This window comes from Natronolimnohabitans innermongolicus JCM 12255, assembly GCF_000337215.1.
Classification (GTDB): Archaea; Halobacteriota; Halobacteria; order Halobacteriales; family Natrialbaceae; genus Natronolimnohabitans; species Natronolimnohabitans innermongolicus.
The window spans coordinates 46,416-71,057 of sequence record NZ_AOHZ01000075.1 but is presented as its reverse complement, the minus strand read 5'-3'; the positions used below and the strand labels follow the sequence as shown (position 1 = coordinate 71,057).

The 24,642-nt window shown below is 64.0% G+C and carries 24 protein-coding genes, 1 tRNA gene and 1 pseudogene; 8 read left to right on the top strand and 18 right to left on the bottom strand.

All coding sequences use genetic code 11. The features are described from left to right. Nucleotides 1-13: 13 nt before the first annotated feature. From C493_RS15655 to C493_RS15640, 4 genes are all read right to left on the bottom strand, one after another. Entirely contained in the window at nucleotides 14-463 is a 450-nt protein-coding gene (locus C493_RS15655) for a universal stress protein (RefSeq protein ID WP_007260446.1), read from the bottom strand. 126 nt (nucleotides 464-589) lie between these two features. Continuing rightward, nucleotides 590-1,453: an SDR family oxidoreductase gene (locus C493_RS15650; RefSeq protein ID WP_007260445.1), complete on the bottom strand. Its 864-nt coding sequence runs from the start codon at nucleotides 1,451-1,453 to the stop codon at nucleotides 590-592. Between the two features lie 407 nt (nucleotides 1,454-1,860). After that, nucleotides 1,861-2,283 (bottom strand): universal stress protein, encoded by a 423-nt coding sequence (locus C493_RS15645; RefSeq protein ID WP_049889407.1) that lies wholly within the window; start codon nucleotides 2,281-2,283, stop codon nucleotides 1,861-1,863. 96 nt (nucleotides 2,284-2,379) lie between these two features. Further along, nucleotides 2,380-4,023 carry an acyl-CoA synthetase gene (locus C493_RS15640; RefSeq protein WP_007260443.1) on the bottom strand — a complete coding sequence of 548 codons (1,644 nt, stop codon included), beginning with the start codon at nucleotides 4,021-4,023 and terminating at the stop codon, nucleotides 2,380-2,382. Nucleotides 4,024-4,223: 200 nt separating this feature from the next. Here C493_RS15640 and C493_RS15635 point away from each other — a divergent pair, with 200 nt between their 5' ends. From C493_RS15635 to C493_RS15620, 5 genes are all read left to right on the top strand, one after another. Continuing rightward, nucleotides 4,224-4,775 (top strand): hypothetical protein, encoded by a 552-nt coding sequence (locus tag C493_RS15635; protein WP_007260442.1) that lies wholly within the window; start codon nucleotides 4,224-4,226, stop codon nucleotides 4,773-4,775. Between the two features lie 75 nt (nucleotides 4,776-4,850). Next, the gene (locus C493_RS15630) at nucleotides 4,851-5,786 is read left to right on the top strand and encodes a ribonucleoside-diphosphate reductase (protein ID WP_193787908.1); all 936 of its coding nucleotides are present in this window, start codon (nucleotides 4,851-4,853) and stop codon (nucleotides 5,784-5,786) included. A gap of 198 nt (nucleotides 5,787-5,984) precedes the next feature. Then, on the top strand, nucleotides 5,985-7,625 hold the full coding sequence (locus C493_RS15625) for a long-chain fatty acid--CoA ligase (protein ID WP_193787907.1): 1,641 nt from the start codon (nucleotides 5,985-5,987) through the stop codon (nucleotides 7,623-7,625). A gap of 291 nt (nucleotides 7,626-7,916) precedes the next feature. Next, on the top strand, nucleotides 7,917-8,039 hold the full coding sequence (locus C493_RS22760; protein WP_152421179.1) for a rubrerythrin-like domain-containing protein: 123 nt from the start codon (nucleotides 7,917-7,919) through the stop codon (nucleotides 8,037-8,039). Between the two features lie 166 nt (nucleotides 8,040-8,205). Further along, nucleotides 8,206-8,655, top strand: a complete 450-nt coding sequence (locus tag C493_RS15620) for a CBS domain-containing protein (RefSeq protein ID WP_007260439.1) — start codon at nucleotides 8,206-8,208, stop codon at nucleotides 8,653-8,655. Between the two features lie 7 nt (nucleotides 8,656-8,662). Here the strand turns inward: C493_RS15620 and C493_RS15615 are convergent, their stop codons facing one another. Then, on the bottom strand, nucleotides 8,663-9,181 hold the full coding sequence (locus C493_RS15615) for a gamma carbonic anhydrase family protein (RefSeq protein ID WP_007260438.1): 519 nt from the start codon (nucleotides 9,179-9,181) through the stop codon (nucleotides 8,663-8,665). Between the two features lie 224 nt (nucleotides 9,182-9,405). Here C493_RS15615 and C493_RS15610 point away from each other — a divergent pair, with 224 nt between their 5' ends. Beyond that, a complete protein-coding gene (locus C493_RS15610; RefSeq protein WP_007260437.1) occupies nucleotides 9,406-10,221 on the top strand; it encodes a helix-hairpin-helix domain-containing protein in 816 nt (271 codons plus the stop codon). 316 nt (nucleotides 10,222-10,537) lie between these two features. Next, complete coding sequence (locus C493_RS15605) at nucleotides 10,538-11,446, top strand: phosphatase PAP2 family protein (protein ID WP_007260436.1); 909 nt, start codon at nucleotides 10,538-10,540, stop codon at nucleotides 11,444-11,446. Between the two features lie 88 nt (nucleotides 11,447-11,534). Here the strand turns inward: C493_RS15605 and glnA are convergent, their stop codons facing one another. Further along, nucleotides 11,535-12,890, bottom strand: coding sequence for a type I glutamate--ammonia ligase (gene glnA / locus C493_RS15600; RefSeq protein ID WP_007260435.1), 1,356 nt, complete (start codon nucleotides 12,888-12,890; stop codon nucleotides 11,535-11,537). Between the two features lie 126 nt (nucleotides 12,891-13,016). Here glnA and lrp point away from each other — a divergent pair, with 126 nt between their 5' ends. Next, the gene (gene lrp / locus C493_RS15595) at nucleotides 13,017-13,478 is read left to right on the top strand and encodes an HTH-type transcriptional regulator Lrp (protein ID WP_007260434.1); all 462 of its coding nucleotides are present in this window, start codon (nucleotides 13,017-13,019) and stop codon (nucleotides 13,476-13,478) included. Nucleotides 13,479-13,569: 91 nt separating this feature from the next. Here the strand turns inward: lrp and C493_RS23490 are convergent, their stop codons facing one another. The 12 genes and pseudogenes from C493_RS23490 to C493_RS15540 all read right to left on the bottom strand — a co-directional run bounded on the left by C493_RS23490 (nucleotide 13,570) and on the right by C493_RS15540 (nucleotide 24,569). Beyond that, nucleotides 13,570-13,713 carry a hypothetical protein gene (locus C493_RS23490; protein WP_007260433.1) on the bottom strand — a complete coding sequence of 48 codons (144 nt, stop codon included), beginning with the start codon at nucleotides 13,711-13,713 and terminating at the stop codon, nucleotides 13,570-13,572. Between the two features lie 365 nt (nucleotides 13,714-14,078). Beyond that, a complete protein-coding gene (thsB, locus tag C493_RS15590) occupies nucleotides 14,079-15,731 on the bottom strand; it encodes a thermosome subunit beta (RefSeq protein ID WP_007260432.1) in 1,653 nt (550 codons plus the stop codon). A 262-nt stretch (nucleotides 15,732-15,993) separates the two neighbouring features. Further along, the gene (locus C493_RS15585; RefSeq protein ID WP_007260431.1) at nucleotides 15,994-16,758 is read right to left on the bottom strand and encodes an SOS response-associated peptidase; all 765 of its coding nucleotides are present in this window, start codon (nucleotides 16,756-16,758) and stop codon (nucleotides 15,994-15,996) included. Between the two features lie 439 nt (nucleotides 16,759-17,197). Then, nucleotides 17,198-18,418: an RNA-guided endonuclease InsQ/TnpB family protein gene (locus C493_RS15580; RefSeq protein ID WP_049889406.1), complete on the bottom strand. Its 1,221-nt coding sequence runs from the start codon at nucleotides 18,416-18,418 to the stop codon at nucleotides 17,198-17,200. A gap of 145 nt (nucleotides 18,419-18,563) precedes the next feature. Then, nucleotides 18,564-18,644, bottom strand: a tRNA-Ser gene (locus C493_RS15575). A 27-nt stretch (nucleotides 18,645-18,671) separates the two neighbouring features. Then, entirely contained in the window at nucleotides 18,672-18,941 is a 270-nt protein-coding gene (locus tag C493_RS15570) for a hypothetical protein (protein ID WP_007260428.1), read from the bottom strand. A gap of 3 nt (nucleotides 18,942-18,944) precedes the next feature. Then, complete coding sequence (locus C493_RS15565) at nucleotides 18,945-19,325, bottom strand: Rid family detoxifying hydrolase (protein ID WP_007260427.1); 381 nt, start codon at nucleotides 19,323-19,325, stop codon at nucleotides 18,945-18,947. 74 nt (nucleotides 19,326-19,399) lie between these two features. Further along, nucleotides 19,400-20,198: pseudogene (locus C493_RS15560) on the bottom strand (ZIP family metal transporter). Between the two features lie 105 nt (nucleotides 20,199-20,303). Further along, entirely contained in the window at nucleotides 20,304-20,972 is a 669-nt protein-coding gene (locus tag C493_RS15555) for an ABC transporter ATP-binding protein (RefSeq protein ID WP_086009969.1), read from the bottom strand. A gap of 62 nt (nucleotides 20,973-21,034) precedes the next feature. Continuing rightward, nucleotides 21,035-22,099 (bottom strand): ABC transporter permease, encoded by a 1,065-nt coding sequence (locus tag C493_RS15550; RefSeq protein WP_007260424.1) that lies wholly within the window; start codon nucleotides 22,097-22,099, stop codon nucleotides 21,035-21,037. A 6-nt stretch (nucleotides 22,100-22,105) separates the two neighbouring features. Continuing rightward, the gene (locus C493_RS15545; RefSeq protein ID WP_007260423.1) at nucleotides 22,106-23,236 is read right to left on the bottom strand and encodes a hypothetical protein; all 1,131 of its coding nucleotides are present in this window, start codon (nucleotides 23,234-23,236) and stop codon (nucleotides 22,106-22,108) included. An 88-nt stretch (nucleotides 23,237-23,324) separates the two neighbouring features. After that, on the bottom strand, nucleotides 23,325-24,569 hold the full coding sequence (locus C493_RS15540) for a digeranylgeranylglycerophospholipid reductase (protein WP_007260422.1): 1,245 nt from the start codon (nucleotides 24,567-24,569) through the stop codon (nucleotides 23,325-23,327). Nucleotides 24,570-24,642 lie beyond the last annotated feature (73 nt).

The following is a 24,642-nucleotide window of genomic DNA, read 5'->3' as shown; positions in this document are numbered from 1 at the left end:
CCCGCGAAACAGCTTAGTCCCCCATTCTGACCGTGAGCACCGGAACGTCGCTCTTGCGAACGACGGTCTCCGTAACGCTCCCGAGGACGATTCGATCGGCGCCGGATCGACCGTGCGTTCCCATCACGATCGCGTCGATGTCAGCTTCGCCGGCGTACCGCAGGATCTGTGCATCCGGATTACCGTGTTCGACCGCTTCGACGACCTCGAGGTCCGAGTCGGCGGCCAGTTCGGCGACCGCGGCGGTCGCCTCGTTCCCTTCGGCTCGCTGTCGCTCGACGACGTCACCCCACTCCGCTGACGCAGGTTTGGCGCCCGCGGCGAATCCGCCCAGCGGAATCGGTTCGACGACGTACAGCGCGTGGAGTTCGGCGTCGTTCTGGCGCGCGAGCGCGATCGCTTCTTCGACTGCGGCCGTCGCCGGTTCGCTCCCGTCCGTCGGCACGAGAATTCGGTCGTACATCCCGCACGTAGCTCCCACGTGCTACCGAATGTACGTTTCGCCGAATCCACAGGCGCCGAGGATCGTCGTCGCGACGCCACGTGAGAAGCGGATCGACACCGATACCGACTGACAGCGAGGCGGCGCTCACGCCGATCGCTCGTAGTCGGGATCGAACAGCTGTGCCGATCCTGGCGCCGGATCGCCGTCGGTCAGGTTGTACCGCGAGAAGTCCGAGACGCCCGCTTCGCGCAGTAGATCCTCGTCGTAGACGGCGTTGCCGGTGAATTCCGACGGATCGCGCGAGAGGATCTCGAGGACGGTGTCGCTGACGATTTCGGGCGTCCGCCAGTCGTCTTCGGTCCCCATACCGAAGTACCGCGTCGCGCGGGTATCGATTGCCGTGACGGGCCAGAAGGCGTTACAGCCGACGTCGTCGCCGGCGAGTTCTTCGGCCAGCGAGAGCGTGTGGAAGGTCATCCCCAGCTTCGACCAGGCGTACGGCGCGGAGCCCGGCGCGCGGTCGATGGTCACTGGCGGCGCGTTGGTCAACAGCCAGGCGTCCTCGACCTCGCGGAGGTGGTCGACGAACGCCCGCGAGGTGAGGTACGTGCCGCGGACGTTGACGTCCGTCAGGAGGTCGAAGCGATTCGGCGGAAGGTCGGCGATCGCAGCCATCTGGATCGCGCTGGCGTTGTTGATCACGATATTGACGGTTCCGAACTCGTCGATCGCGCGGTCGGCGGCCGCCTCGACGGCGGCCTCGTCGCGAACGTCGAGTTGAATCGACAGCGCGTCGACGCCGCGTTCCTCGACCTCGCGGGCCGTCTGTTCGATCGATCCCTCGAGGTCGTTCTCTTCGAAGTCGTCGTCAGATTCGCTCGTCTTCCCCGTGGAAACGACGTTACAGCCCCGTTCGGCCAGGGCGAGCGCGATGGCTTTGCCGATACCGCGGGTCGTTCCCGTAATAAATGCCGTCTGTCCGGAGAGGTCCGGTTTCTCGAGTGCCATACGTTCGCATTCGCCGATGGGGCGGATAAACGCCGGCAAAGCGGCAGATGGGGCATGGTTCGGATGCGGTCGGCGAGACGTACTCGACGAATGCCCATTCTCATAAATCAATAAGTGCGATATCAAATGCGCTCTTCAGCTCGACGACGGCCTGAAGGAACTGACTGCAGGCGACGGACGACGTGAGCTGACGCGACGGGCGGTCGAAAACGCGAGACGCAGCTCCGAACGGAGTCGTCCGGAAGACGATAACCCGACAGCGACGGCTCGGCCGGTTCACCGACCGACTCGAGGAACGTCCGGCGGATAGATTAGACCGACGAGAACGCGTGTGGACGACCGTCCGTCGGTTCCGGCGCAGCCGCGCCCCATTCGGGGTGTGCCATAACTCGGAACGACAGACCGTCTCACTCCTCGCCGCCGGTGACGACGACGGGCCGATCGGCGTTGAGGATCACCGACTGCGTGACGCTGCCGAAGACGGCCTTTCCGACCGGCGAGCGCTTGCGGCCCCCGAGAACGATCACGTCGGCGTCGTGGTCGTCGGCCGTCGAGATGATGTCGCCCTCGCTGACCCCGCCGCTTTCCTCGAGAATCGTGACCTCGACGCCCGCGTCCTCGAGGCGTTCTTCGGCGCGCCGGACGGACGCGATTCGCGAGGCCGATTTGTACCGTTCGAACTCCTTCGGGAGATCCGACCCCTCGTCGGTGTGGACGTAGAACAGAAACGCCTCGACGGACTCCGACGCGTCGGGAAGCGACGCGACGTACGTCGCCTGTTTGACGGCCCGTTCCTCGCTCGTGTCGACGGGTACTAGAACGCGGTGCATGACACACATGTCACACGAAAGCGTAATAAAATCGACCCTGGGTTTCGATTCGGTGGAATTGCGACGGTGGGACGGCCAACGAGGGCGTCGACCGCGCTACTCCCGCTCTCGAAGCGAGCGGCGCTGGATCTTACCGGTGGTCGTCGTCGGGAGTTCGTCGACGAAGGCGACGTGTTGGGGGTACTCGTACTCGGCGAGTCGATCCCGGACGAGGTCTCTGATCTCCTCGCGGAGGGTATCGGGATCGTAGTCGTCGGTCGCGGGCTGGACGTACGCTTTGATCGCCTCGCCGCGGGTCTCGTCGGGGACGCCGACGACGCCGGCCTGTTCGGCGTCCGAATGGTGGAGGATCGCTTCCTCGACTTCCATCGGGCCGACGCGGTAGCCGCTGGTGAGGATCACGTCGTCGGTCCGGGAGTGAAACCACAGGTAGCCGTCGTCGTCCCGTTCCACGAGGTCGCCGGTCAAGAACCACCCGTCTTCGGTCCGCTTGTTTGCCGTCTTCTCCGGTAACTTCCAGTACTCGTCAAAGAAGACCCGGCGGTCGTCGGACGTTACCGCGAGTTCGCCGATCTCGCCGCGCCCGAGTGGCTCTCGCGTCTCCGGATCGAGCACTCGCACCTCGTAGCCCGGCAGCGGTTTCCCCATGCTACCCGGCCGCGTCTCGTACCAGGAGGAGTTGCCGACGACGAGGTTCAGTTCCGTCTGTCCGTAGAACTCGTTGATCGCGACGTCCGCGAACGTCTCCTCGACCCAGTCGACGACCTCCGAGGTCAGCGGCTCGCCGGCCGAGGCGAAGGTCTCGAGCGAGAGGTCGTACTGCGCTTCGGGATCATCGACGGCCGTGAGCATCCGCAGCGCCGTCGGCGGCATGAACGCCTTCGTCACGTCGTGGCGCGCCATGAGATCGTAGGCGTCCTCGGGATCGAAGCCGTCGCGGGGCCAGCCGACGACGGTGCAGCCGTGGTGCCAGGCGGCGAACAGCGTCCCGCCGAGCGCGGCGCCCCAGGCCCAGTCGGCGGGCGTCCACACCGTCGTCTCGCCGGGCTCGAGCCCCCGGTCGAAGTAGTTGTACGCCGCGGCGGCCCGACCCAGCCAGAGGGCGTGGCTGTGGCGGACGCCCTTCGGCGGCCCGGTCGAGCCGCTAGTGTACATGATCGCCGTCGGCGTCTCGGGCGTGGCGTCGTAGACGTCGATCCCCGGTTCGTATGACTCGAGCAGGTCCTCGAAGGCGTGGGCCTCGCCGCTCACGGCGTCGGTCGTGCCGAGTTCGATCACGTGCTCGAGGGCCGGACACTCACCGCGGATCTCCTCGACCGTCTCGCGGACGTCCGGGTCGACGACGACGGCCGTCGCCTCGCTGTCCGCGAGTCGGTACTGCAGGGCGTCGCGACCGAAGAGGACGGTCAGCGGGACGGAGACGGCGCCGAGCTTCCAGTTCGCGAGGTGCGTGATCGGGTTCTGGGGCTTCTGCGGAACGACGACGCCGACGCGGTCGCCGGCGTCGACGCCGAAGTCGGCGAGCGCGGCGGCGAGGCGATCCGAGCGGTCGTCGAGGTCGTCGAAGGAGTAGGTCTCGAGTCCGCCGTCGGGCGTCTCGTACCGCAGCGCCGTTCGACTCGTGTCCTCGTGTTTTCGGAGGAAGTCGACGGCCGGATTGAACTCGTCGGGGAGGTCCCACGAGAACGCTTCGCGTGCCTGCGCGTACGACTCGAACGTCGGCATCACCGTCCAGGGCATAAGCGCGTGTACGGCAACCAACATATAACGGCTGGCGGTTTCGGCGCGACTCGCGTCCCGTCGAGGGTCGCCCGAGTCGTCGCGAATCCGACGCGACTGCGAGCAGGTACTCGAGTCCGAGTGATCCTCGAGGCGAGCTTATAAAGCCTCCGCTGCAAAAGGACAACGACTATCGGGACGACGCCACCACGCTCGAGTACATGCAACTCGAGCAGCCGGCACAGACAGAATCACAATCCCAATCCGGAGCCGAGTCCAGGCCCGAGTCCGAGTCGCGGGACGCGGGCTGGTCCGGAACGGTCCCCGCGGCGTTCGACCTGCGGATCATCGGTCTCGTCGTGGTGGCCGGTGGACTCGCAGCGTCGGTGAACATCCCCTTCGGCGGGCTCCCGGTCGCGATCGCCGCGTTCGTTCTGCTCGCGGCCGGCGGGACCGCCGTCCACGCGCTCGGCGAACGACAGCTGCGCCGAATCACGGCCGGCCTCGTCGAACGGTGGAGCGCCCGCGGCGGACAGATCGAGGACGTCACCCGCTCGTCGAACGGCATGCAGACCGAGTGGACGATCCACACCGCCGGCGGCAACGTCGTCGTCGGCGGCTTTCCCCTGTTTCCGATGACGAAACTCACCGTCGAGTGGCAGGGCGTCGGCGACACGATGGACGCCGACGAAGCGGAAGAGAACATCGATGCGCTTGCAAAGGGCCTCTACGCCGAAATCTTCGAGATCGGCGACGCACCCCAGCAATCCTGAACGCGCGTTTCGTTCGATTTCGACCGGACCGATCGAAGACTCGAATTTTAATACGAGCGTCACGTACGGTGTTGTGTGTCAACAGAATACACACCATCCGACCTGATGGATCGCGAATCGCGATCGAACCGGTACTTCCGAAACGCGGTCGAACGCCACTGGGATCCCGGCGAGATCGACCTCGAGCAGGACGTCGAGAACCTGCTCGCGTACATCGATCGGCGGGAGGGGTTCGACGACCAGGCGTGGGCCAGGACGCTAAACGGCATCGCGAAGTTCGGCGCCGGCGAGGATGCCGTCACCGAAGATCTCGCACCGTTGGCGACCGTCCTGGAGGACATCGACGACCAGCTGTTCCTGACGACCCAGCTCTACGAGGAAGCAAAGCACGCGGACTTCTTCGATCGCTACTGGCGAGAGGTGATCTGGACCGTCGAGGACGAACTGGGCTGGGAGCGGTCGAATCCCCGCGACGATCGGTGGTTCAACGAGCCCTACGTCGAACTGTTCGATCGCAACAGGAGAGCCCAGTATCGGCTGCTCGAGGACGACACGCCCGAAAACCGAGCGACGGCGTACTGCCACTACCACCTCACCGTCGAAGGGATCCTCGCCCAGACGGGCTACTACGGAATGCAGACTTCCTACGGCGGCGAGTTCGAGGACCTTCCGCACCTGCCGGGGCTCGTCGAGGGCTTTACGAAGATCAGAAGCGACGAGGGTCGCCACGTCGGCTTCGGAATGAATCAGCTCAAGACGCTGATTCGGGAGGAGAACGTCGATCCAAAACTGATCGAGGAGACCGTAAACGAACTCCTTCCGCTCGTCCAGGGCATCACCGAGGACGAACGGTACCAGCCCGACGATCCGGACGAGCGCCTCGGCCTCGAGGACGGCGAACTGGCCGCCTACGCGGTCGACAAGCACACGGATCGCATGCAACAGATCACCGACGCCGCGGCCGACATTCCGGACGTCGACGAACTCGTTCGACTCGAGGGTGACGACTGAGACGGACTGCTGTACCGCTGGACCGGTGGGACCGACGAACTGGTCGGATCGCACCGGAAACGGCGTACAGCAGACCGGACGAATTACGGGACGAAACTCGCCGGAGCCGGCGGGGACCAGTCGGCGGGGCGGTTCTCAACGGATGTGGCACCGACCAAGCAATTAAGAGGGTCGGCAGTGACAACTTTTGCGACCATGATGAGCACACAGTTAACGCTTGACAGGATTATCGAACGCGCGGTCGACCTCTTCCCGGAGCGGGAACTGGTGACGAAACTGCCGGACGGCAGCGTCCACCGTTACACGTACGGCGACGCGTACGAGCGCATCTGCCAGCTCGCGCACGCGCTCGACGAACTGGGACTCGAGGAGGGCACGCGGGTCGGCGTCGTCGCGACCAACCACTACCGCCACTTCGAGCTCTACTTCGGGCCGGCCTGCACGGGGCGGTCGATCCACATGTGCAACATGCGGCTCCCGGACCACCACTTCGTCCACACGATCGAGGACGCCGATGACGAGGTGATCTTCGTCGATCCGGGACTCATCGGGAAGGTCGAGGCCAACGCCGACCAACTCGAGAGCGTCGAGCAATACGTCGTCCTGTGCGGGCCGGACGAACTGCCCGAAACCGACCTCGAGCCGGTGACCGACTACGAGTCGCTGCTCGAGGGCCATCCGACCGAGTACGAGTGGCCCGACATCGACGAGGACGCGGAGTATGGGCTGTGTCACACCTCGGGGACGACCGGCCTCCCGAAGGGCGTACCCTACACGCACCGGGCGATGTACCTCCACAGCATCATGTGCGGTCACGTCGACGCCAACGGCATCGGCGAAAGCGACGTCTCGCTGCCCGTCGTCCCGATGTTCCACGCCAACGGCTGGGGGACCCCCTACGCCGCGACCTTCGCGGGCGCGAAACAGGTGTTCCCCTCGGTCCACACGGATCCCGAGTCCATCGCGCGACTGATCGACGAAGAGGAGGTGACGTTCTCGGCGGCCGTCCCGACCATCTGGCTCGAGATGGCCGAGTTCCTGGATGAGAATCCGGACGTCGACATCTCGAACATCGACCGGCTGACGGTCGGCGGGTCGGCGCCGCCGGAGTCGCTCATCCGGAAGTACGACGAGGAGTACGACGCGCCGATCATCCAGGGCTGGGGGATGACCGAGACCTCGCCGCTGGGGACGCTCAGCACGCTCCGCAAGGAAGTCGAGGAGCTCCCGCCGGAGGAGCAGTACGAGTACCGCTCGATGGCGGGCTTCCCGGTACCGGGCATCGAGGTCCGCATCATCGGTGACGACGGCGAGGAGGTCCCGCGGGACGGCGAAACGATGGGCGAACTCCAGGTCCGCGGGCCGTGGGTGACCGACGGCTACCTCGACCGCCCCGAGGAGAACGAGCAGTCGTTCACCGAGGACGGCTACCTCGAGACCGGCGACGTCGCGGTGCGGACCGAACTCGGCTACATCGACGTCGTCGATCGCGACAAGGACATGATCAAATCCGGCGGCGAATGGATCTCCTCGGTCCAGTTGGAGAACGAACTGATGGCCCACGAGGGCGTCGCCGAGGCGTCGGTCGTCGCCGCCGAGCACGAGCGGTGGCAGGAGCGGCCGCTCGCAGTCGTCGTCCCTACCGAGGGCGCCGATCCGACCGGCACCGAACTCGAAGACCACCTCGCGGAGACGTTCCCGAGCTGGTGGCTCCCGGACATCTACGAGTTCGTCGAGGAGATTCCCAAGACCTCGACGGGCAAGTTCGACAAGAAGCGACTGCGCGACCGGTTCGACGTCGTACTCGAGGAAGAAGACACGGAAGAGGCGAAATCGTAAGTCCAGTCGCGCGGCCGGTTTCGTACGCCGTCGAACGTCATTGTCGGCACGTCTTTCACCGAGGCCGGCTACAGCGAATCGAAGATGCAGTCGTTTCCCGACGCCGGTATCGTTCGCGAGTGACTACCTGATCGTGCAAGTTGAAGGGTAATTGGGTCCGCGTTCGAAAGCACTCACAGACTCGAGTGTCGCCACGTCGTTCGAGGACTCGACTAGCATCCCAAATGACCAAATGGGTGGGAAAAGATTTATTAGATCCAATATCTTCCAAGGTAACGGAGGGGATATAGAATGAAGGAATACAAAGACAGATACGAATGCCGTGATTGTTCGATGAAGGTCCACCCGGTTTCGTATCGATCGAACTGTCCGGATTGCGGCGGTGTCCTTCGGTCGACGGCGAGCCGATACTAACGTTGTTCACGGGACAGCCAACAGACTCCTTTCAGAAATAGCTCGATTTCTAATCCAATCGCTCAGTTAGTCGCGCCTTTCACCCTCACCTGCAATCGATACTAGGATTTAAAGGACGTATGTCCACAGGGACTATGATGTGGCGTATGGTAACATACACCAACTCATGCTCGAGATACCAATCGACGATGTGACCACGCCAATTCGGCGGCCGCTCCACCCGGAGACGCCGGTCAGAGAGGCAGCACAGCGCCTCCGAGATCCCGACGTCCCGGCGCTGGTCGTTCTCGACGCGGAGTCACCAGTCGGCATCGTTACCGAGTCCGATATCGTCGCGTTCGTGGCCGAGACGCGCGGTTCCCACCCAGTTTCGGCGATCATGTCTGCCCCGGTGTCGACAATCGCACCGAGCGAATCGATCGTGACCGCCGCCGAACGCATGCGCGCCGACGGCGTGAAACACCTCGTGGTCGCAGACGGCGAGACCTACCGGGGACTCGTCTCCGCGTCGACGCTCGCTCCCTCCCTCTCGCGTCGCCGACTCGAGATCGACTGGCGGGGCGATCCCGTGCGGATCGACGCCGACGAGGGCGGGGTCATCTCGGCCGGCGATTAACACCGCCTCACTCGAACAGTTCCTTGTGGCGGCCCGCGAGGTTGGTGTAGTCGCCCGTCGAAAACGTCTCGAACAGTTCCTCGGCGTCGATCGTCGTCTCCTCGAGTGGCGTGATTTCGGCGGGTACTCCGCGGACGAACGACGACGGCGGAATCTCGTACTCGTCGGGGACGACCGTTCCGGCGGCGACGACGCTGCCCGAGCCGACCGTCGATCCCGTGTTGATCGTCGCGTTGAACCCGACCAGCGCCCCCTCCTCGACGGTCGCCTCGTTGAGGACGGCGCCGTGGCCGACCATGACGCGATCCGCGAGTTCCGACGCGTGGATCGTCGCGTTGTCGCCGACGTGCGTCTCGCGACCGATGCGAACGGGTCCGATGTCTCCGCGGCACACGACGCCCGGCCAGACGCTCGCATCGGCTTCGACGCGGACGTCGCCGACGAGCGTCGCGTCCCGGCTCACTGCCGCCGACTCGTCGACCGTCGGTTCTGTTCCCTCGAACGCGTAGCTTCGACTATCGACCATAGTGAACGGACCACAAACTCGCTCATAATACTGAATGCGGCTCGTCGTGATAGTCACCGATGGGGAAAATTACCGAAAGCGAATCGAACGGGCGAGTATCACTCTTCTGCACCATTCGATGCCATTAGATGGTAATCAGTGGTATGCAAGCTCACCATTTATCCCTCGTCGAGTCCGATCCGTGCTCGACGAACATGAGTCAGTCAGAATCCCCCATCCGAGCGATGTTCGACGTACAGCGAACCGCAGTGAAACAGAGCCAGCAGCTGTTCAAGCAGGGTCTCTCCGTCCAGCGCAACGTCGACTCCATGGCGCTTACGGGGCTCAAAGGCCAGGAGTCGCTCCAGCGCCAGCAACTCGAGCTCGCGCAGGCGATGGCCCACAGCTACGTCGACGCGACGGCCGCGATTCTCCCCGGCGACGAGCCGTCCGACGCGCACCGTGTCACCGATGAAACGTTCGCACAGCTGAAGACGACCCACGCTGAGTTCTACGACGCCCTCGAGCGCGAACTCGAGCGGGACGTCGACACCGCCGACGAGTTCTCCGGCGAGTTCGTCGACGCTCTCGACGACCAGACCCACCAGTTCCTCGAGATGACTCGGTCCGTCGAGGATCAGACGGTCGAGAGCGTCGACGAGCTCTCGGGACAGCTTCGCGAGCAACTCGAGCGGACACAGGAGCTTCAGGACCGACTCGAGGAGCAACTCGACCAACAGACGGGAGACGTCGCGACCCTGCTTGAACGACAGGCCGAACAGATCGAGGCGTTCCAAGAGCAACTCGAGGACCAGAGCGAAGCGGTCACCCGGCGACTCGAGAACCAGCAGTCGGTCGAGGCCCACACGAAGATCGAAACCGACCCAGAGCACACGCTCGAGTCCATCGAGGGCATCGACGAGAGCGTCCGCGAACAGCTTTCAGAGGCCGGTATCGCGACGGTCGACGATCTCGTTCGTACCGACGCCGAGACGATCACCGAGGCCGCTGACGTCTCGGAGAGCGACGCCGAGGAGTGGATCGAACAGGCGGAAGCGTAGAGCGAGCAGTGAGGCGGCGACGCTCACGCAGCCGACCCCGACCGGCGCGAGACGCTACGAGTGCTATCGTGCGCTCGAGCCCGACCACGCGCTCCAGGTCGGGCACCGCCACGGCCATCGAGAGGCCGATATCGCGGGCTGCCGTGTGGTCAAGTCTCGTACCCACCTGGGAACGGACGTCGACGACGATACGCCGTCGTTCGAGGCTCACGATCACGATCACGGGTTCGGCCCTGGCCGCGAGGCGTGGTCGGCGAAACAACTATTACTCGCCACACTAGAGAAAATAATAACAGCACAATAGTATAACTAATATATGTGGTTCGAACCGACACAGGTTGAACTCGTCCGCGACGCCTTTCCCGAGTGGATGGCCTTTCTCTTCGCGTTTCTCTCCTATCTCGGGAGCGTCTGGTTCGTCGCGCCGGCGGTCGTACTCGCCTTCTGGTTCCGCGACCGACATCGCTTCGCGTCGTGGCTCGGGATCGTTATGGGCGGCTACGCCGTTATGCTCGGCCTGAAAGGCGTATTCGAGACGCCGCGTCCCGGCGTCGGCCCCGCGATCGCACCCGAGTCGCTCCCGACGGTCGTCGCCGTGCTGTACGCGCCGGCCGTCGAAGTCCACACGACCAGTTTCCCGAGCGGTCACGCCATCGCCGCGGTCGTCGTCTGGACGATGCTCGCCCTCGAGTTCGACGTCGGAACGAGGGGCCAGCGGTGGGCGGGTGCGGCCGCGATGGTCGGTCTCGTCTCGTTCGCTCGAGTCGGCGCGGGCGTTCACTTTCCGATCGACGTCCTCGTCGGGGCAGTCGTCGGCGTCGTCTACGTCGCGGGAATGCTCGCGGTTCGCAATCGCCTGCTGGCTCGCGACCACCACGCCGCCACGGGCGCGATGTTCACGCTCGCAGCGGTGCTCTCGCTCGCCGCGTTCGCCACCAGCGGCCGACCCGATGCGGTGGCGCTCTTCGGCGGTTGCGTCGGCGCCGCGCTGGCCTGGCAGTACGCGACGCCGTCCCGGGAGCCGTGGTCGGCGTCGATCCGCGTCTTCGCCCACGCCGCGCTGGGCCTCGCCGTGCTCGGGATCGTCGCGCTCGTCTTGCTCGTCGTCGACGCCGCGGTCGTCTGGCTGCTCGTCGGACTCGTCGGCGGACTGATCGTCGTCGGGCTTCCGGGCCACGTCAGGCACCCGGACGCCCGACGCTCGCGCTCGGAAGTGACGGGCTGACGGGAACGGGCTCGAAAAGGCGGAGCGTATCGCGGTGAATCGAAAACGAGAGCGAACGGTCGAAAATCGATTCGCGTGGCCGGCCGTCTTAGAACGTCTCGAGGTAGCGGTCGAGTTCCCACTCGGAGACGTCGACGAGGTACTCCTCGAACTCCTGGCGCTTGGCCTCGACGAACTTCGGTGCGACGTGCTCGCCGAGCGCGTCGTAGATAATTTCGTCTTCCTCGAGGGCGTCGACCGCAGCACCGAGGTTCGACGGCAGCGTCTCGATGCCGTACTCCTCGCGTTTGTCCTCGTCGAACTCGTAGATGTTCTCGCGAACCGGGTCGGCGCACTCGAGGTCGTTCTCGATGCCCTCGAGACCGGCGTGGATCATGACGGCGAGTGCGAGGTAGGGGTTACACGACGGATCGGGCGAGCGCAGTTCGACGCGCGAGGCCGCGGGGACGCGAGCCGCGGGCTTGCGGATCAGCGACGAGCGGTTGCGGTCGGACCAGGCGACGTAGACGGGTGCTTCGTACCCGGGGACCAGTCGCTTGTAGCTGTTGACGGTGGGGTTGGCGACCGCCGTGATCGCCGGCGCGTGCTCGAGCAACCCGGCGGTGAACGCGCGGGCTTCCTCCGAGAGGTTGAACTCGTCGTCCTCGTCGTGGAAGGCGTTCTCGCCGTCTTCGGTGAACAGCGAGAGGTGCGTGTGCATCCCCGAGCCGTTGATCTTCGGGATCGGCTTGGGCATGAACGTCGCGTGGAGGTCGTGCTGGGCCGCGATGGCGCGGACGACGGTTCGGAACGTGGCGACGTTGTCGGCCGTCGCGAGCGCGTCGTCGTACTCGAAGTTGATCTCGTGTTGTCCCTCGGCGACCTCGTGATGGCTGGCTTCGATTTCGAAGCCCATGTCCTCGAGGCCGTAGATAATGTCGCGACGGACGTCAGAGGCGAGGTCTTTCGGCGCGAGGTCGAAGTAGCCGCCGGCGTCGTTCGTATCGGTCGTCGCGCGACCTTCGTCGTCCTCTTCGAAGAGGAAGAACTCGGGTTCTGGCGCGGCGTTGACGGTGTAGCCCATCTCCTCGGCGCGGTCGAGGGCGTTCTGTAGCACGCGTCGCGGATCGCCCTCGAACGGCTCGCCCGTATACGTATCGTAGACGTCACAGATCATTCGGGCCGCGGCGCTCTCTTCTTTCTTGCGCCACGGCAAGACGGCGAACGTGTCGGGGTCAGGAACGAGACGCATGTCCGATTCCTGAATGCGGACGAACCCTTCGATCGAGGAACCGTCGAAATAGATCCCCTCGGAGAACGCCTTCTCAGCCTGTCGAGCCGGAACAGAAACGTTCTTTACGGTCCCAAGAATGTCAGTAAACTGTAGACGGAGGAAGTCGACGTCTTTCTCCTCAATCTCGTCGAGTACCGCCTGTTCCGTCTCAGTGATGTTTCCGCTTGTCATCTTTCTCGTCGTGGTATCCAAGTAACTCTGCTACTAAAACCCTACTGCTCCAAGCAAATCTTCTCTGCACCCGGAGAAACTGTATATTCGTAAAGTTCTAAAGGCTCGAGTGAGAGGGTGAGTGTGATGACGTACGAAAATCTCGATGCAAAACTAGTGAATGCACTTCTCGGCGACGGGCGAGCGAGCCTTCGAAGCCTCGCCGAGGAACTCGACGTTTCCGTGACGACCGTTTCGAATCACCTCTCCGATCTCGAAGACGAAGGTGTCATCGAAGGCTACACACCGAGAGTCGACTACGATGCGGTCGGATACGACGTCACCGCAGTGATCCAGTTGCAAGTCGAGGGGAACGCCCTTCCAGACGTCACCGAAACGCTGCGCGACCACCAGCAGATGACATCTGTCTACGAGGTCACCGGCGACTACGACGTCATCGCCATCGGGAAGTTCAAGAACACCGACGGGATGAACGACCAGATCAAACAGCTATTGACCGATCCCGACATCAAAGCCTCGAATACGAGCGTCGTCCTCAACACCGTCAGCGAGAACGAACAGTTCGAACTCGAGGTCGACGACGCCTGAGCAGTTCGGTTCAGCGATAGCGCGACGATTTTCTCGAGCGGTTCCGAACGACTCGAGCGTCTGTTCTGTCATCGCGATGTCCGCGAAGGCGTCAGTACCGAACGTACAGAACTGCGATCCCGAGTGCCAACAGCAACAGTCCCCACCAGAGGGAATCGCCGGGAAGCACGATCAGGATGAGCGTGACGATGCCCGAGGAGATCAGCGACCAACCGAACGTGGTTTGAAACGCCATGGCCGGCGTACGACTGCCAGTACAAAAGATCACGGGCTTGCCAGAAACAGGGTGCGACTCGAGCGATGGGATCGAGAGCGGTGGGCGCTACTCGAGTGAGGAACCATTCACAGCAGGCAGCACCAACCGCGGAAACTACTACACTCGGGTATTCGCTCCGGACGAGCATCGGCGAGTGAGCGGTTCGGAGAACCCGAACGGGCGCCGTTCGCCGAGCACGGCGTCACGCGCCGTGCTCGGGCCGACGACTGATGTGAGCGACGAGTGCGGCTTCGCCGCACTCGAGCGAACTGAAGGAGGAGTGCTTTTATACTAACTTTTGCCGAGAGCGCGGCTTCGCCGCGCTCGCAGAGCAAAAGTTAGTCTCACATCATGCCGCCCATGCCGCCGCCCATACCGCCCATGCCGCCGCCGGGTGCGCCGCCTTCCTCGTCGCCACCCTTGTCGGTGGAGAGGTCGCCGGCGGAGATGATGTCGTCGATCTTGAGCACGAGGTTCGCGGCCTCGGCAGCCGAGGTAACGGCCTGTTCTTTGGCGTGGGCCGGTTCGACGACGCCAGCCTCGAACGTGTCTTCGACGTCGCCCGTGAAGACGTTCAGGCCGGCTTCGACGTCGCCGTCGTCGTGGGCCGCACGGAGGTCGACGAGCGTGTCGATGGAGTCGAGTCCGGCGTTCTCGGCGAGCACGCGCGGGACGAGTTCGAGCGAGTCGGCGAAGGCCTCGACGGCCAGCTGCTCGCGGCCGGAAACGGAGTCGGCGTAGTCACGCAGGCGCGAGGCGAGTTCGACCTCGATGGCACCGCCGCCGGCCAGCACGCGGCCGTCGGAGACGGTCTGAGCGACGACGTCGAGCGCGTCGTGGACGCCGCGCTCGAGTTCGTCGACGACGTGGTCGGTCGAGCCGGCGAGCAAGAGCGTGACGCCGTGGGCGTCCTCGCCCTCGACGTAGAACAGTTCGTCCTCGTCGTCGCGGGTGACGTCACCGTGGCCGAGGTCCTCGGCGCTCGCGTTGGCGAGGTCAGTGACGACCGAGGCGCCGACGACTTCCGAGAGGAACTCCAGGTCGCTTTTCTTGGCGCGGCGGACGGCGAGGATGCCCTCCTTGGCGAGGTAGTGCTGGGCGAGGTCGTCGATGCCCTTCTGGCAGAAGACGACGTCGGCGCCGGTGTCGACAATCTGCTCGACCTTCTCCTTGAGCTGTTTCTCCTCGCGGTCTAAGAACTGCTGAAGCTGGTCGGGATCGGTGACCGAAACCTCGGTGTCGATGTCGGTCTCCTCGACCTCGATCGGGGAGTTCAGCAGCAGGATATCGGCGTCCGTCGCCTCGGTCGGCATGTTGTCGTGGACGGGATCCTTGTCGATGATGCCGCCCTCGAGGAGGTCGGACTCGCCGGCGCTGCGGCCGGTCTGGGTCTCGATGTTGAGGAACTCGAGGTCGACGACGTTGTCGCCGTCCTCGTTCTCGACGGTGACCTGACTGACGGCGTCGATGATGAGCTCGGCGAGGTACTCCTTGTTGACCTCGGTCCCCTTGCCGGTCATCGAGGTCTCGGCGACCGAGCGCAGGAGCTCCTCGTCGTCAGTGTCGACGTCCTGAGCGATGTCGTCGATCTCCTCGCGGGCCTGCTCGCTTGCCATGTGGAAGCCCTTGATGATCGCCGTCGGGTGGATGTCCTGCTCGATGAGATCCTCGGCGTTTTTGAGCAGTTCGCCGGCGATCGCGACGGCCGTCGTAGTGCCGTCGCCGGCCTCGTCTTCCTGCGTCTCGGCGACCTCAATGATCATCTCGGCCGTCGGGTTGTCGATGTCCATCTCCTGAAGGATGGTGACGCCGTCGTTGGTGATCGTTACCGATCCCATCGAGTCGACGAGCATCTTGTCCATCCCCTTCGGACCGAGTGTCGAGCGAACGGATTCAGCGACCGCACGAGCGGCGCTGATGTTGTAATCCTGCGCGTCCTTGTCCTTGACGCGCTGGGAGTCCTCGCTCATCACGATCATCGGCTGTCCCTGCTGCATTCGCTGGCTCATAGTCAGCCGAATCATTGATTGTGATTCTATATAAATGTTGTGGTATTCGAGATCCGTACCGATCACGACTCGAGTACATTGAAGCGGGAAAACCGCAAGAATGCGGTCTAATTCGAGATAATATGTGTTGGTCGCTAACACCCAGCTCTCTCACAGACTGAGCCGGCATCTCCGCCATACTTAAATATTGTTGGATAGCGGTTCGGGCAGCAATTCCACCGAGGGGAAGGACAGGTACGATTCCAGAACGTTAGGACTCGAGCGGTTCGATCAGCGACGGCTCGTCGATCGACGGATCGTTGACCGCCGTCGACACCGGATACGCGTGCAGTCCCTCGGCCGGATACGGCTCGAGCAACTCGCTCGGATCGTCCGCCGTCAGCCACTCCCGCTCGTCGCCGGGCTCGAGGATGACGGCCATCCGGTGGTGGAGGTCGGCGACCAGTTCGTTCGGCTCGGTCGTAACGATCGTAAACGTCTCGAGGGGACCCGCTGCCGGAGCTGTCTCGTCGACGCCGCCGCCGAACGCGTCAAGTCCCGTCTGCGTCGTCTCGTCGTCCGGCTCCCAGCGCTCCCACAACCCCGCCAGCGCGAACGGACGGTCGTCCTCGAAGGCAACTCTGTACGGTTGCTTCCCGCGTTCCGTCCCGACCCACTCGTAGAAGCCGTCCGTCGGAACGAGACACCGACCCGCCGAAGGCGTGTCGAGCTCTCGCTCGTTCCCCTCGCGAGAACACCTGCGTCGCTCGTAGGCCGCCCGAAAGCTCGCCTTCTCGTCGATCGTCTCCGCCCGCGCGTTGATGATCCCGCCGCTGTCGTCTTCCGCCCACGAGGGCACGAGCCCCCACTCGAGGCGGCGAATCTCGTCGGGCGCGTCGTTCGTGATCACCGGCAGCTCCTGGCCCGGCGCCGCGTTGTACCGCGGCTCGAATTCGGGCTCCGAGTCGGCGAACCGAGCGTCGAACCGCTCCTCGAGCTCGTCCTGCTCGATCAGCAGGGTGTAACGTCCGCACATACCGTTCTCGAGGGGCCGGGTGGGTAAATCGTTGTCCGCTCGCGCGTGCCGGCTGCGGAACCGTCGTGTGACCTGGCATCTGTCAGTGTGGTATGACGTCCGTACTCCCGCCGGAACGGGAAGTAGGCTCCCCGTTACGATAGTCGGTCGTCTCTCAGTAGTCGATAGCGTCTTCCAATGGATCGATACGAACTGGTGGTGTGTCAAAGCGGGGAACTCGAGCTTCGCGACCCGAACGACCCCGACTGCTGGATTACGACCGACTCGCCTGCCGAGATAACGCGGTAGTCGGGTTCGTTTTCACAGCGTCGTTTCCGTCATTCATTTTTAAGGCGAGAGTACACGGACGGCTCTGGAAGATACCTTGAAGATGACGAAAACGCCAAGACTGGGATGTCAACGACCCTGAGCAAGCAGGGCTTGTCAGTGAACCCAACCGTTACCCAGAACGGGCGGGAACGAACCCCTGCACCGGTTTCACGGTTCCTGACTTCAGGGCGAGTTGACCGTCGCCCGTCCGCCGAGACGACTGTAGGCCCCGGCGGACAAAACGCCATCCGACGTTCTTTGCACCAACGTAATCGGCGTTGGCCGTCGCACTGCATTCGACACACTCGAAGACAGCCTGCCGAACCCGGTTTTCTGCGCACGTGTGACCACATTCCGGGCACCGGCGACTCGTGTACTCCGGCGAGACGAACTCGACGCGGACGCCTTCGGCCTCGGCTTTGTACTCGACCAGATCGACGAGTTGCCGGTGGGCCCATTGATGGAACTCCTTTACCGGCGGTGCACGCTCGCGAATGTGTTTCAGATTCTCGAAAACGATATACTCGCAACCGTGCGTGATCGCTTCTTCGAGAATATCGTTGGCGACGATGTGCAACGTCTCTCGAAGATATCGTGATTCTCGCCCGCTTATTTGCTCGAGGGTACGATGTGCCGACTGAGTACCGATTCGTTGCAGATTCGATCGAATCCGATCGAACTCGCGGTGCCGGTGGCGCAGTTCTCGTCCTGACGCGAAGTAGGCTGTGCTGGTCGTTGCGATGTTAACGATACCGAGATCGACTCCGAGAACTGTCCTGTTCCCGTCGTTCGTCTCGAGTTTTGGCTGTGGATTCGGTTTGCGAAACCCGAGGTGGAGATACCAGTCACCATCTCGTTTCGACATCGTCGATTCAGTGAGTTCCCACTCCTCAGACTCGAGATATCGTCGCTGATAGCCGTCACTGTCGTCGGGAAGTGAAAGATCACATCGAATTCGGTTTTCGACCGTCGCCAGCGACACGGAGTCATCGTCGAACACCGTCATCGAGCGTGAGTCGTATACGAGCGTATCGCTGGTGAATGTCGGACGAGAGGTGTCGTACTCCTCGTCCAACGATTCGATCTCTTCGATACCAGAGAGTGCTGCTGCAGCCTGATGTGTGGCGAGAACTGCGTGTTGACTCCCGAGACGGGTTTGCTCGCGGACGTCCTCGTACGCGAGTTGCTGGAGTTGCATCTTCCGCGATTCTCCTGCGTTCCACCCGATGCGACTGCTGATGTTACACGCCATTTGCCACTCACGGAGCGTTTGCTCGAGTATCTGCCGCTGGTGGTCGCTGAGCAAGAGACGGGTAATCGCGGTGCGTCTCAGGAAGTCGTCATCAGCCACTACATTTCAGTAATTGGTGAATCAGTATAAATTGAATGTAAGGGGAAAATATCGCGGTGAGAATAGCGTTGGTGATGAGGATACGTTCTGTCGAATATTGACACATATCATATTGTCTGTGGGTTATTCAACAATCGTCCAAAAACGCCAGGACAGGGATTTGAACCCTGAATCCCAAAGGGAACACGCTTTCCAGGCGTGCGCCTTACCGTTCGGCCATCCTGGCCCATCTCATCCTAACCGCGTCCGCCGTTTAACTCTTACTTTTACCGTCGACGCCGTGTGACTCGTCGCCACGCCGTGCGCGACGAGCCGCCCACTCGGCGACGCGGTGCTCGAGTCGGTACGCACACCCTGTCGTCATCGCGCCCACGAGGACCGCGATGGCCGCGCCTCGTGCGAGCGAGACGAGCGGGTCGACGAGCAGCGCGTAGCCCTGGACGAGCACCAGGAAGGCCATGGACCCGACGGCACCCCACAGCAGCGCTGCCTTGACGCGGGGGCGAAGACCGAGTACGGACATGACTCACTCGAGGGTGGCGACGGCTTCGATTTCGATGCCGACGCCTTTGGGGAGGGCGGCGACTTCGATGGCGCTGCGGGCGGGCGGTTCGTCGTCGAAGTAGTCGGCGTAGGCGTCGTTCATCGCCTCGAAGTCGTCGATGTCGTCGAGGAAGACGGTGACTTTGAGGACGTCTTCGGCGGCGGCGCCGTCCGCCTCGAGGATGGCGAGGAGGTTGTCCAGCGCCTGTTCGGTCTGGGCGGCGATCGGTTCGTCGTCGAGCAGGTCGCCGTCGGGGGTCATGGGGATCTGGCCGGCGGTGAACAGCAGGTCGTCGGTGCTCGTTGCCTGGCTGTAGGCGCCGACGGCGGCCGGTGCGGCGTCGGTTTCGGTGACGCGTTTCATACTCGAGTGGTCGGGCCGCGAGCGTATAAAAGCGGGCGACACGGCACGAACGCGAGCGGTACGCTCCGAACGCGTCAGAGGAACGCGAGCGGCACCATAACGACCACGCCGAGGGCGATGCCGGCAGCCAGTTCCGGCTTCCCGTCGCGCGGAAGGCCGCGACCGGTCTCGAGCGCCTCGGGGACGAACTCGGTGAGGACGAGATAGCACATCGCGCCCGCGGCGAAGCCGAAGCCGTAGGCGAGGAACTCCCGAGCGTAGCGGACGAACGCGAACGCGACGACGGCGCCGATGGGCTGGGGGAGACTCGAGAAGACGGCCCACCAGACGAGTTTCCAGTCGCTGACGCCCATCGAGGACAGGGGGATGGCGATGGCGGTTCCCTCCGGAACGTTGTGGATCGAGATAGCGACAGTCATGAAGATGGCCAGTAGCGGCACGGTAAAGCCGAGCAGTTCGGTGCCGCCCTCGAGGCCGAGGTCGGCGAACGAGACCCCGATGGCGACGCCCTCCGGAAAGCTGTGAACGGTGAGGACGCCGAGGATAAGCACGAGCTTCGCGAAGTCGGCCTACCTCGTACTCGCGAGGGTCGATATCGGCGTCGAGCAGGACGTCGCGAGCGACGACGACGAGTGCGATTCCCGCGACGACGCCGATCGAGAGCTGCCAGATCGAGCCCGCGGCCAGCCCTTCCTCGAGCAGTCCGAATATCGACGCGGCGAGCATGATCCCGGAGGCAAATCCCCAGAGGAGAACGCGCCGGCGGTCGCCGATGGTCTCGACGACGAGAAAGGGGAGTGCACCGAGGCCGGTCGCGAGCGCCGTAATTAGTCCGGCGACGAAGACCAGCGCGAGGTTCTCGAGGGCGACCATCGTGAGTGGACTCGACGTGACTCGATTCGACTCGAGTGTCGAGGCGGAGAACCAAATTACCACGGGGACGGCGACCGACGACCGATCGACCGGGAGCGGCCGCGGTCACTCGAGCAGCGAGCGATACTGGGAGACGACGTCGTCCTCGGGAGCGCCGTCGTACCGAAGGTCGCCGTCGACGACGACGGTGAGCCGATCGAGGGCGTCGGCGAAGGCGGCGACGTTGTGCGTCGAGACGACGACTGTTCGGTCGCCCTCGCAGTAGTCGTCGAGGAACGCCCTGATCCGCCGGCGGGAGTAGTCGTCGACGTCGGCCAGGGGTTCGTCGAGCAGGAGATACTGGGGTCGCTTGATCAGCGCGAGTCCGAGGTCGAGTTTCTTGCGGAACCCGCCCGAGAGCTCGTCGGCCCGGCGGTCCGCTGCGGGCTCGAGTCGCAGTTCCTCGAGCAGCGTCTCGAGCCACGACGCCGGCGGCGGGTCGTCAGCGAAGCCACGGAAGATCTCGAGGTTCTCGCGGACGGTCAGGCTGGGGTAGAATCGTGGTTCCTGAAAGCTGTAGCCGACGGTCGTCGCCGACGAGCGTTCGATTCGACCGCTGGTGGGACGCGTGAGTCCGGCGAGCATGGCGAACAGCGTCGTCTTGCCGGAGCCGTTCGGACCGATCAGGCCGTGGAACGTTCCGGGTCGGAACTCGAGCGAGAGGGTCTCGAGGGCGGTCGTCTCGCCGTAGCGTTTCGTGACGTCGACGAGCGCGAGGTCGGCGTCGTCAGTCATGGTTGTGGTCGTGGTCGTGTTCGCGTCCGTGTTCGTGTTCGTGGTGTCGGAATCGGGCACGGTTATCGCCTCCGTCGGTACCAGATCAGGGACAGTTGCAAGAGGACGAGCGAGCCGAACGCCGTCGCGGCGAGCCACAGCAGGTAGTCGGCGTACAGCGAGGCCGGCGCGTCGCGCAACATCGCACTTCGTGTCGTCACCGACGAGTAGTACGTCGGCAGCAGCTCCGAAATCGTCCCCTGTCTCGAGGAGAAGAAGCCGGTCGGATAGACCAGACTCGAGAGCCCGAAAATCGCGAGCGCGAGCCCGAGGTTGACGAACAGCGCCGTCTGTCGGAGGCCGAGCGCGAAGGTGACGGCCAGGCCGATGGCGGCCAGATAGAGAAACGTCACGCCGACCACGCCGAGCGTGAGCGGCGACAGCGTCGCCACGTTGTAGCCGAGCCACCAGCCGACGGCGGCGACGGCAGAAAGCGACACGACGAGCGCCGCGCCGTAGAACAGCAGTTTGCTCGCCACGACGGTCTCGAGTCTGGACTCCGTCTGCAGGCGGTCGAGAACCAGCCGCTCCGAGCGGAGCTGGTACGGCAGGTAGACCAGCGCGTAGAGGGTCACGAAGACGAACACGCCGGTCGGCACGAGAAACTCCGAGAGGCTGCGCTCGTCGCCAACCTGGTCGTGGTCGATGCTCGCGTTCGACGCGACGGCGCCGTCGAGTTCGGATTCGGCGATTCCGAGGCTCTCGTTGATCGGCTCCTCGAGCGGTGCGAAGGCGTGGTCGGAGACGACGGTTACGTTCGCGTCGGTCTCCTCGTCCATGATCCCGCCGGGGACGTGCACCACGAGGTAGATTTCCTCGCGCTGGAGGTCGTCGCGGGCCTCCTCGTCGGAGTCGTATTCGACCGGCGTCGCGAACTGCTCCATCGCCATCGTCGTGATGGCGACGTCGCCCTCGCTCGCCTCCTCGTCCGCGACGACGCCGACGGGAACGTCCTGCGGGACGGTCTGTTCGAAGACGGCGGTGCCGGCGACGATTCCGCCGGGGAGGACGAGCAACAGGACGACGAGCAGCCCCAGGTTCCGCCGGCTGCCGATGGCCTCCTTGCGCAACAGTGCGAGCAGATCCACGCGGGGCTACACCTCGTCGAGCAGGGCGAAGACGGCCTCGGAGTCGCCTTCGTAGCGGAGTTCGACGACGGTACCATCTCGGTCGATCTCGAGGTCGTCGCGGGCCTCGTCGAACGCGTCGTTGACGTCGGCGAGGATCGGCACGTACGTTCCCTCGAGGTCGGCCTCGAGGTCTGCAGCCTCGTCCTCGTCGGCCGCGTGGAGGCCGACCTCGAGAGCGATGCCAGCGTCGGTAACGGCGTAGCTGCGGCCGATAGCCTCGGCGTCCTCGAACGGGTCGTCGTCGATGAGCATCCGATACTGCTCGGGGACGATCGTGCCGACCGACTCGGAGGCGACGGTCAACTGGGCGCCGCGAGCGCGGCCGTAGGCGTCTCGAACGAATCCGGAGACGGCGTCGGCGCCGTCGTACTCGACGTCGAGCACCGCCTCGACGACGCTCTCGGAGCCGACGACGAACGCGTCGTCCTCGAGGACGCCGAGAACCGCCGGTTCGACGGTCGTCGCGTCGTCGGGCGTGTCGTCCTCGGATTCGTCCCCGAGCGTCGTATCGAGCGTCACGTCGACCGGACCCGACTCGGACGGTTCGTACAGCACCGCCTCGTCCAGATAGGTCGTCTCCTCGTACGTGATTCCGGTTTGGGCCTCGAGCGAGTCCACGACGTCGGCGGTCTCCCAGCCGCCGCGGACGAGAATATCGTCGGCCAGATCGCCGTTGTCGGCGTCACTGTTAGCGTCAGCGTCGGCGTCGGCATCTGCTTCCCCGAAGACGAGCAGTTCGTCCGCCTCGAGGGGATCGAGGCCCGTTCTGGCGGCGAACGCCGTCATTGCGCCGTCGACGTCGCCCGGATCGGCCGCAACGAGCGCCTCGAGTTCGGCCTCGGCGTCGTCGCCCGCGATCTGGGCGACGTCGAGGTGGGCGAGAAGCGGCGTCTCCGACGGCGTTTTGGCGACGAGCGCGTCTTCGTCGTTCTCGTCGTCGGAATCGCCCGAATCGTCGTCGAAGACGTCCGAACAGCCGGCCGTCGCGGTGACGAGCGCGACGCCGGCGGCGGCGAGCGTCGCGCGCCGTGAAAGCGGGGCGGAGACGCCACGTCGTGAGCCGTCGGCACCGTCGCGTCGCGGGGAAGGCAACATACTGACACGTCTCGCAGGCGAGGGTCATTAACCGTTCGGCTGCGGACGCCCCTCGGCGGAAACGGGGAGCCGGAAGCCGGGGGGGTCGTTACGGAAGGAGACCAGAACCGAACCGCTGTTTGGCAAACTGCGCGAGCATCGGGACGTCCTCGAGGTGGAAGAGACGGGTGATGGCGGTGAAATCCCCGCGGTTGGCCTTCGCCAGAACCTCGTCGTCGAGTTGCTCGAGGTCGCGCATGAACTCGTCGTAGCGATCGTTCGGCGCGAGATACAGCAGCTGAGTCATCAGCAGCCGCTTGCGCTGGTTCGGCGCCACGTCGCGGTGCCAGAGCGTGTCGTAGACCTCGAGGTTCTCGGCGGTCGGCTCGACGTCGCCGTGTTTCAGGCAGCTGTCGGCCGCGACGGCGGCGACGCGACCCGACTGCATGCACTTGTTGATCCCCTCACCCCAGAGCGGGTCGACCGTCGGCACGGTGTCGCCGATGGCCATGAATCGATCGGTGTGCATCGTGTCGGGCAGCTGGATGTGAGCCGAGCCGCGGTGCATCTTGCCCTCGAGTTTGGTCGCGTTCGCAAAGCGCGGGTCGGTCTCGAGCCAGTGCTCGAGGTAGTCGTCGATCCCGAACCCGTCCGTGGCGTACCGGGAGTGGTGTTCGTTCTGGATGTAACAGAGGCCGACCTTCGCGGTATCCTCGCCGGTGTGGAAGATCCACGAGTAGCCGCCGGGAGCGATGTTGTGATCGAGGCGAAGCATCATCGCGTCGCGCAGATCCGCGAAGCCGGGACGGTCGATATCGATCCCCTCGAACTCGTACTCGATGCCGATCGCGTGGTTTTCCCGTTTGAGATCGACGACGTCGAGTTTCTTCGCCAGCGGCGCGGCTGGCCCGGTCGCGTCGATGACGATGTCGCCGTAGACTTCCTGATCGCCGTTGTACCGGACGCCGACGATCTCGCCGCCTTCCGTAATCGGCGCGGTGACGCGGGCGTCGAAGCGGTACTCCGCGCCGTCTTCGCGACTGTCGGAGACGAGGAATCGCTTGAAGTCGGCGAACTCGAGGACGGCACCGGGTTGGTCGCGGACGTAGTGGTTCATCGGCGACTCGAGGACGACCTTGTCGGTGTACTGCATGACCACGTCGTCCGGAATCCCGAAGGAAGCCATCATCGAGGGGAACGTCCCCGCGGTGGACTTGTTGCTCTGGCGCGGGAACTCGTCTTCGGCCTCGGTCTCGAGGACGACGACGTCGTAGCCCCTGCTCGCGAGGTCCCGTGCGCACTGGCCACCCGCCGGACCGGCGCCGGCAATCACCACATCGTAGTGGTCGTTCATACCCGCGAAACTATTTCGGAGACATATTAGTTTATTCAGTCACGCCGGAGTATCCGCTCCCAACTAACGAGTA

Bases quoted from the DNA above. Each gene is read 5' to 3' on its own strand.
- C493_RS15625 (WP_193787907.1), top strand. From the start codon at position 5,985: ATGAGCACACAGTTAACGCTTGACAGGATTATCGAACGCGCGGTCGAC.
- C493_RS15565 (WP_007260427.1), bottom strand. From the start codon at position 19,325: ATGAAACGCGTCACCGAAACCGACGCCGCACCGGCCGCCGTCGGCGCC.
- C493_RS15540 (WP_007260422.1), bottom strand. From the start codon at position 24,569: ATGAACGACCACTACGATGTGGTGATTGCCGGCGCCGGTCCGGCGGGT.
- thsB (WP_007260432.1), bottom strand. From the start codon at position 15,731: ATGCAGCAGGGACAGCCGATGATCGTGATGAGCGAGGACTCCCAGCGC.
- C493_RS15605 (WP_007260436.1), top strand. From the start codon at position 10,538: ATGTGGTTCGAACCGACACAGGTTGAACTCGTCCGCGACGCCTTTCCC.
- glnA (WP_007260435.1), bottom strand. From the start codon at position 12,890: ATGACAAGCGGAAACATCACTGAGACGGAACAGGCGGTACTCGACGAG.
- C493_RS15655 (WP_007260446.1), bottom strand. From the start codon at position 463: ATGTACGACCGAATTCTCGTGCCGACGGACGGGAGCGAACCGGCGACG.
- C493_RS15645 (WP_049889407.1), bottom strand. From the start codon at position 2,283: ATGCACCGCGTTCTAGTACCCGTCGACACGAGCGAGGAACGGGCCGTC.
- C493_RS15635 (WP_007260442.1), top strand. From the start codon at position 4,224: ATGCAACTCGAGCAGCCGGCACAGACAGAATCACAATCCCAATCCGGA.
- C493_RS15570 (WP_007260428.1), bottom strand. From the start codon at position 18,941: ATGTCCGTACTCGGTCTTCGCCCCCGCGTCAAGGCAGCGCTGCTGTGG.
- C493_RS15620 (WP_007260439.1), top strand. From the start codon at position 8,206: ATGCTCGAGATACCAATCGACGATGTGACCACGCCAATTCGGCGGCCG.
- C493_RS15650 (WP_007260445.1), bottom strand. From the start codon at position 1,453: ATGGCACTCGAGAAACCGGACCTCTCCGGACAGACGGCATTTATTACG.
- C493_RS15640 (WP_007260443.1), bottom strand. From the start codon at position 4,023: ATGCCCTGGACGGTGATGCCGACGTTCGAGTCGTACGCGCAGGCACGC.
- C493_RS15610 (WP_007260437.1), top strand. From the start codon at position 9,406: ATGTTCGACGTACAGCGAACCGCAGTGAAACAGAGCCAGCAGCTGTTC.
- C493_RS15615 (WP_007260438.1), bottom strand. From the start codon at position 9,181: ATGGTCGATAGTCGAAGCTACGCGTTCGAGGGAACAGAACCGACGGTC.
- C493_RS15555 (WP_086009969.1), bottom strand. From the start codon at position 20,972: ATGACTGACGACGCCGACCTCGCGCTCGTCGACGTCACGAAACGCTAC.
- C493_RS15585 (WP_007260431.1), bottom strand. From the start codon at position 16,758: ATGTGCGGACGTTACACCCTGCTGATCGAGCAGGACGAGCTCGAGGAG.
- C493_RS15545 (WP_007260423.1), bottom strand. From the start codon at position 23,236: ATGTTGCCTTCCCCGCGACGCGACGGTGCCGACGGCTCACGACGTGGC.
- C493_RS22760 (WP_152421179.1), top strand. From the start codon at position 7,917: ATGAAGGAATACAAAGACAGATACGAATGCCGTGATTGTTCGATGAAG.
- lrp (WP_007260434.1), top strand. From the start codon at position 13,017: ATGACGTACGAAAATCTCGATGCAAAACTAGTGAATGCACTTCTCGGC.
- C493_RS23490 (WP_007260433.1), bottom strand. From the start codon at position 13,713: ATGGCGTTTCAAACCACGTTCGGTTGGTCGCTGATCTCCTCGGGCATC.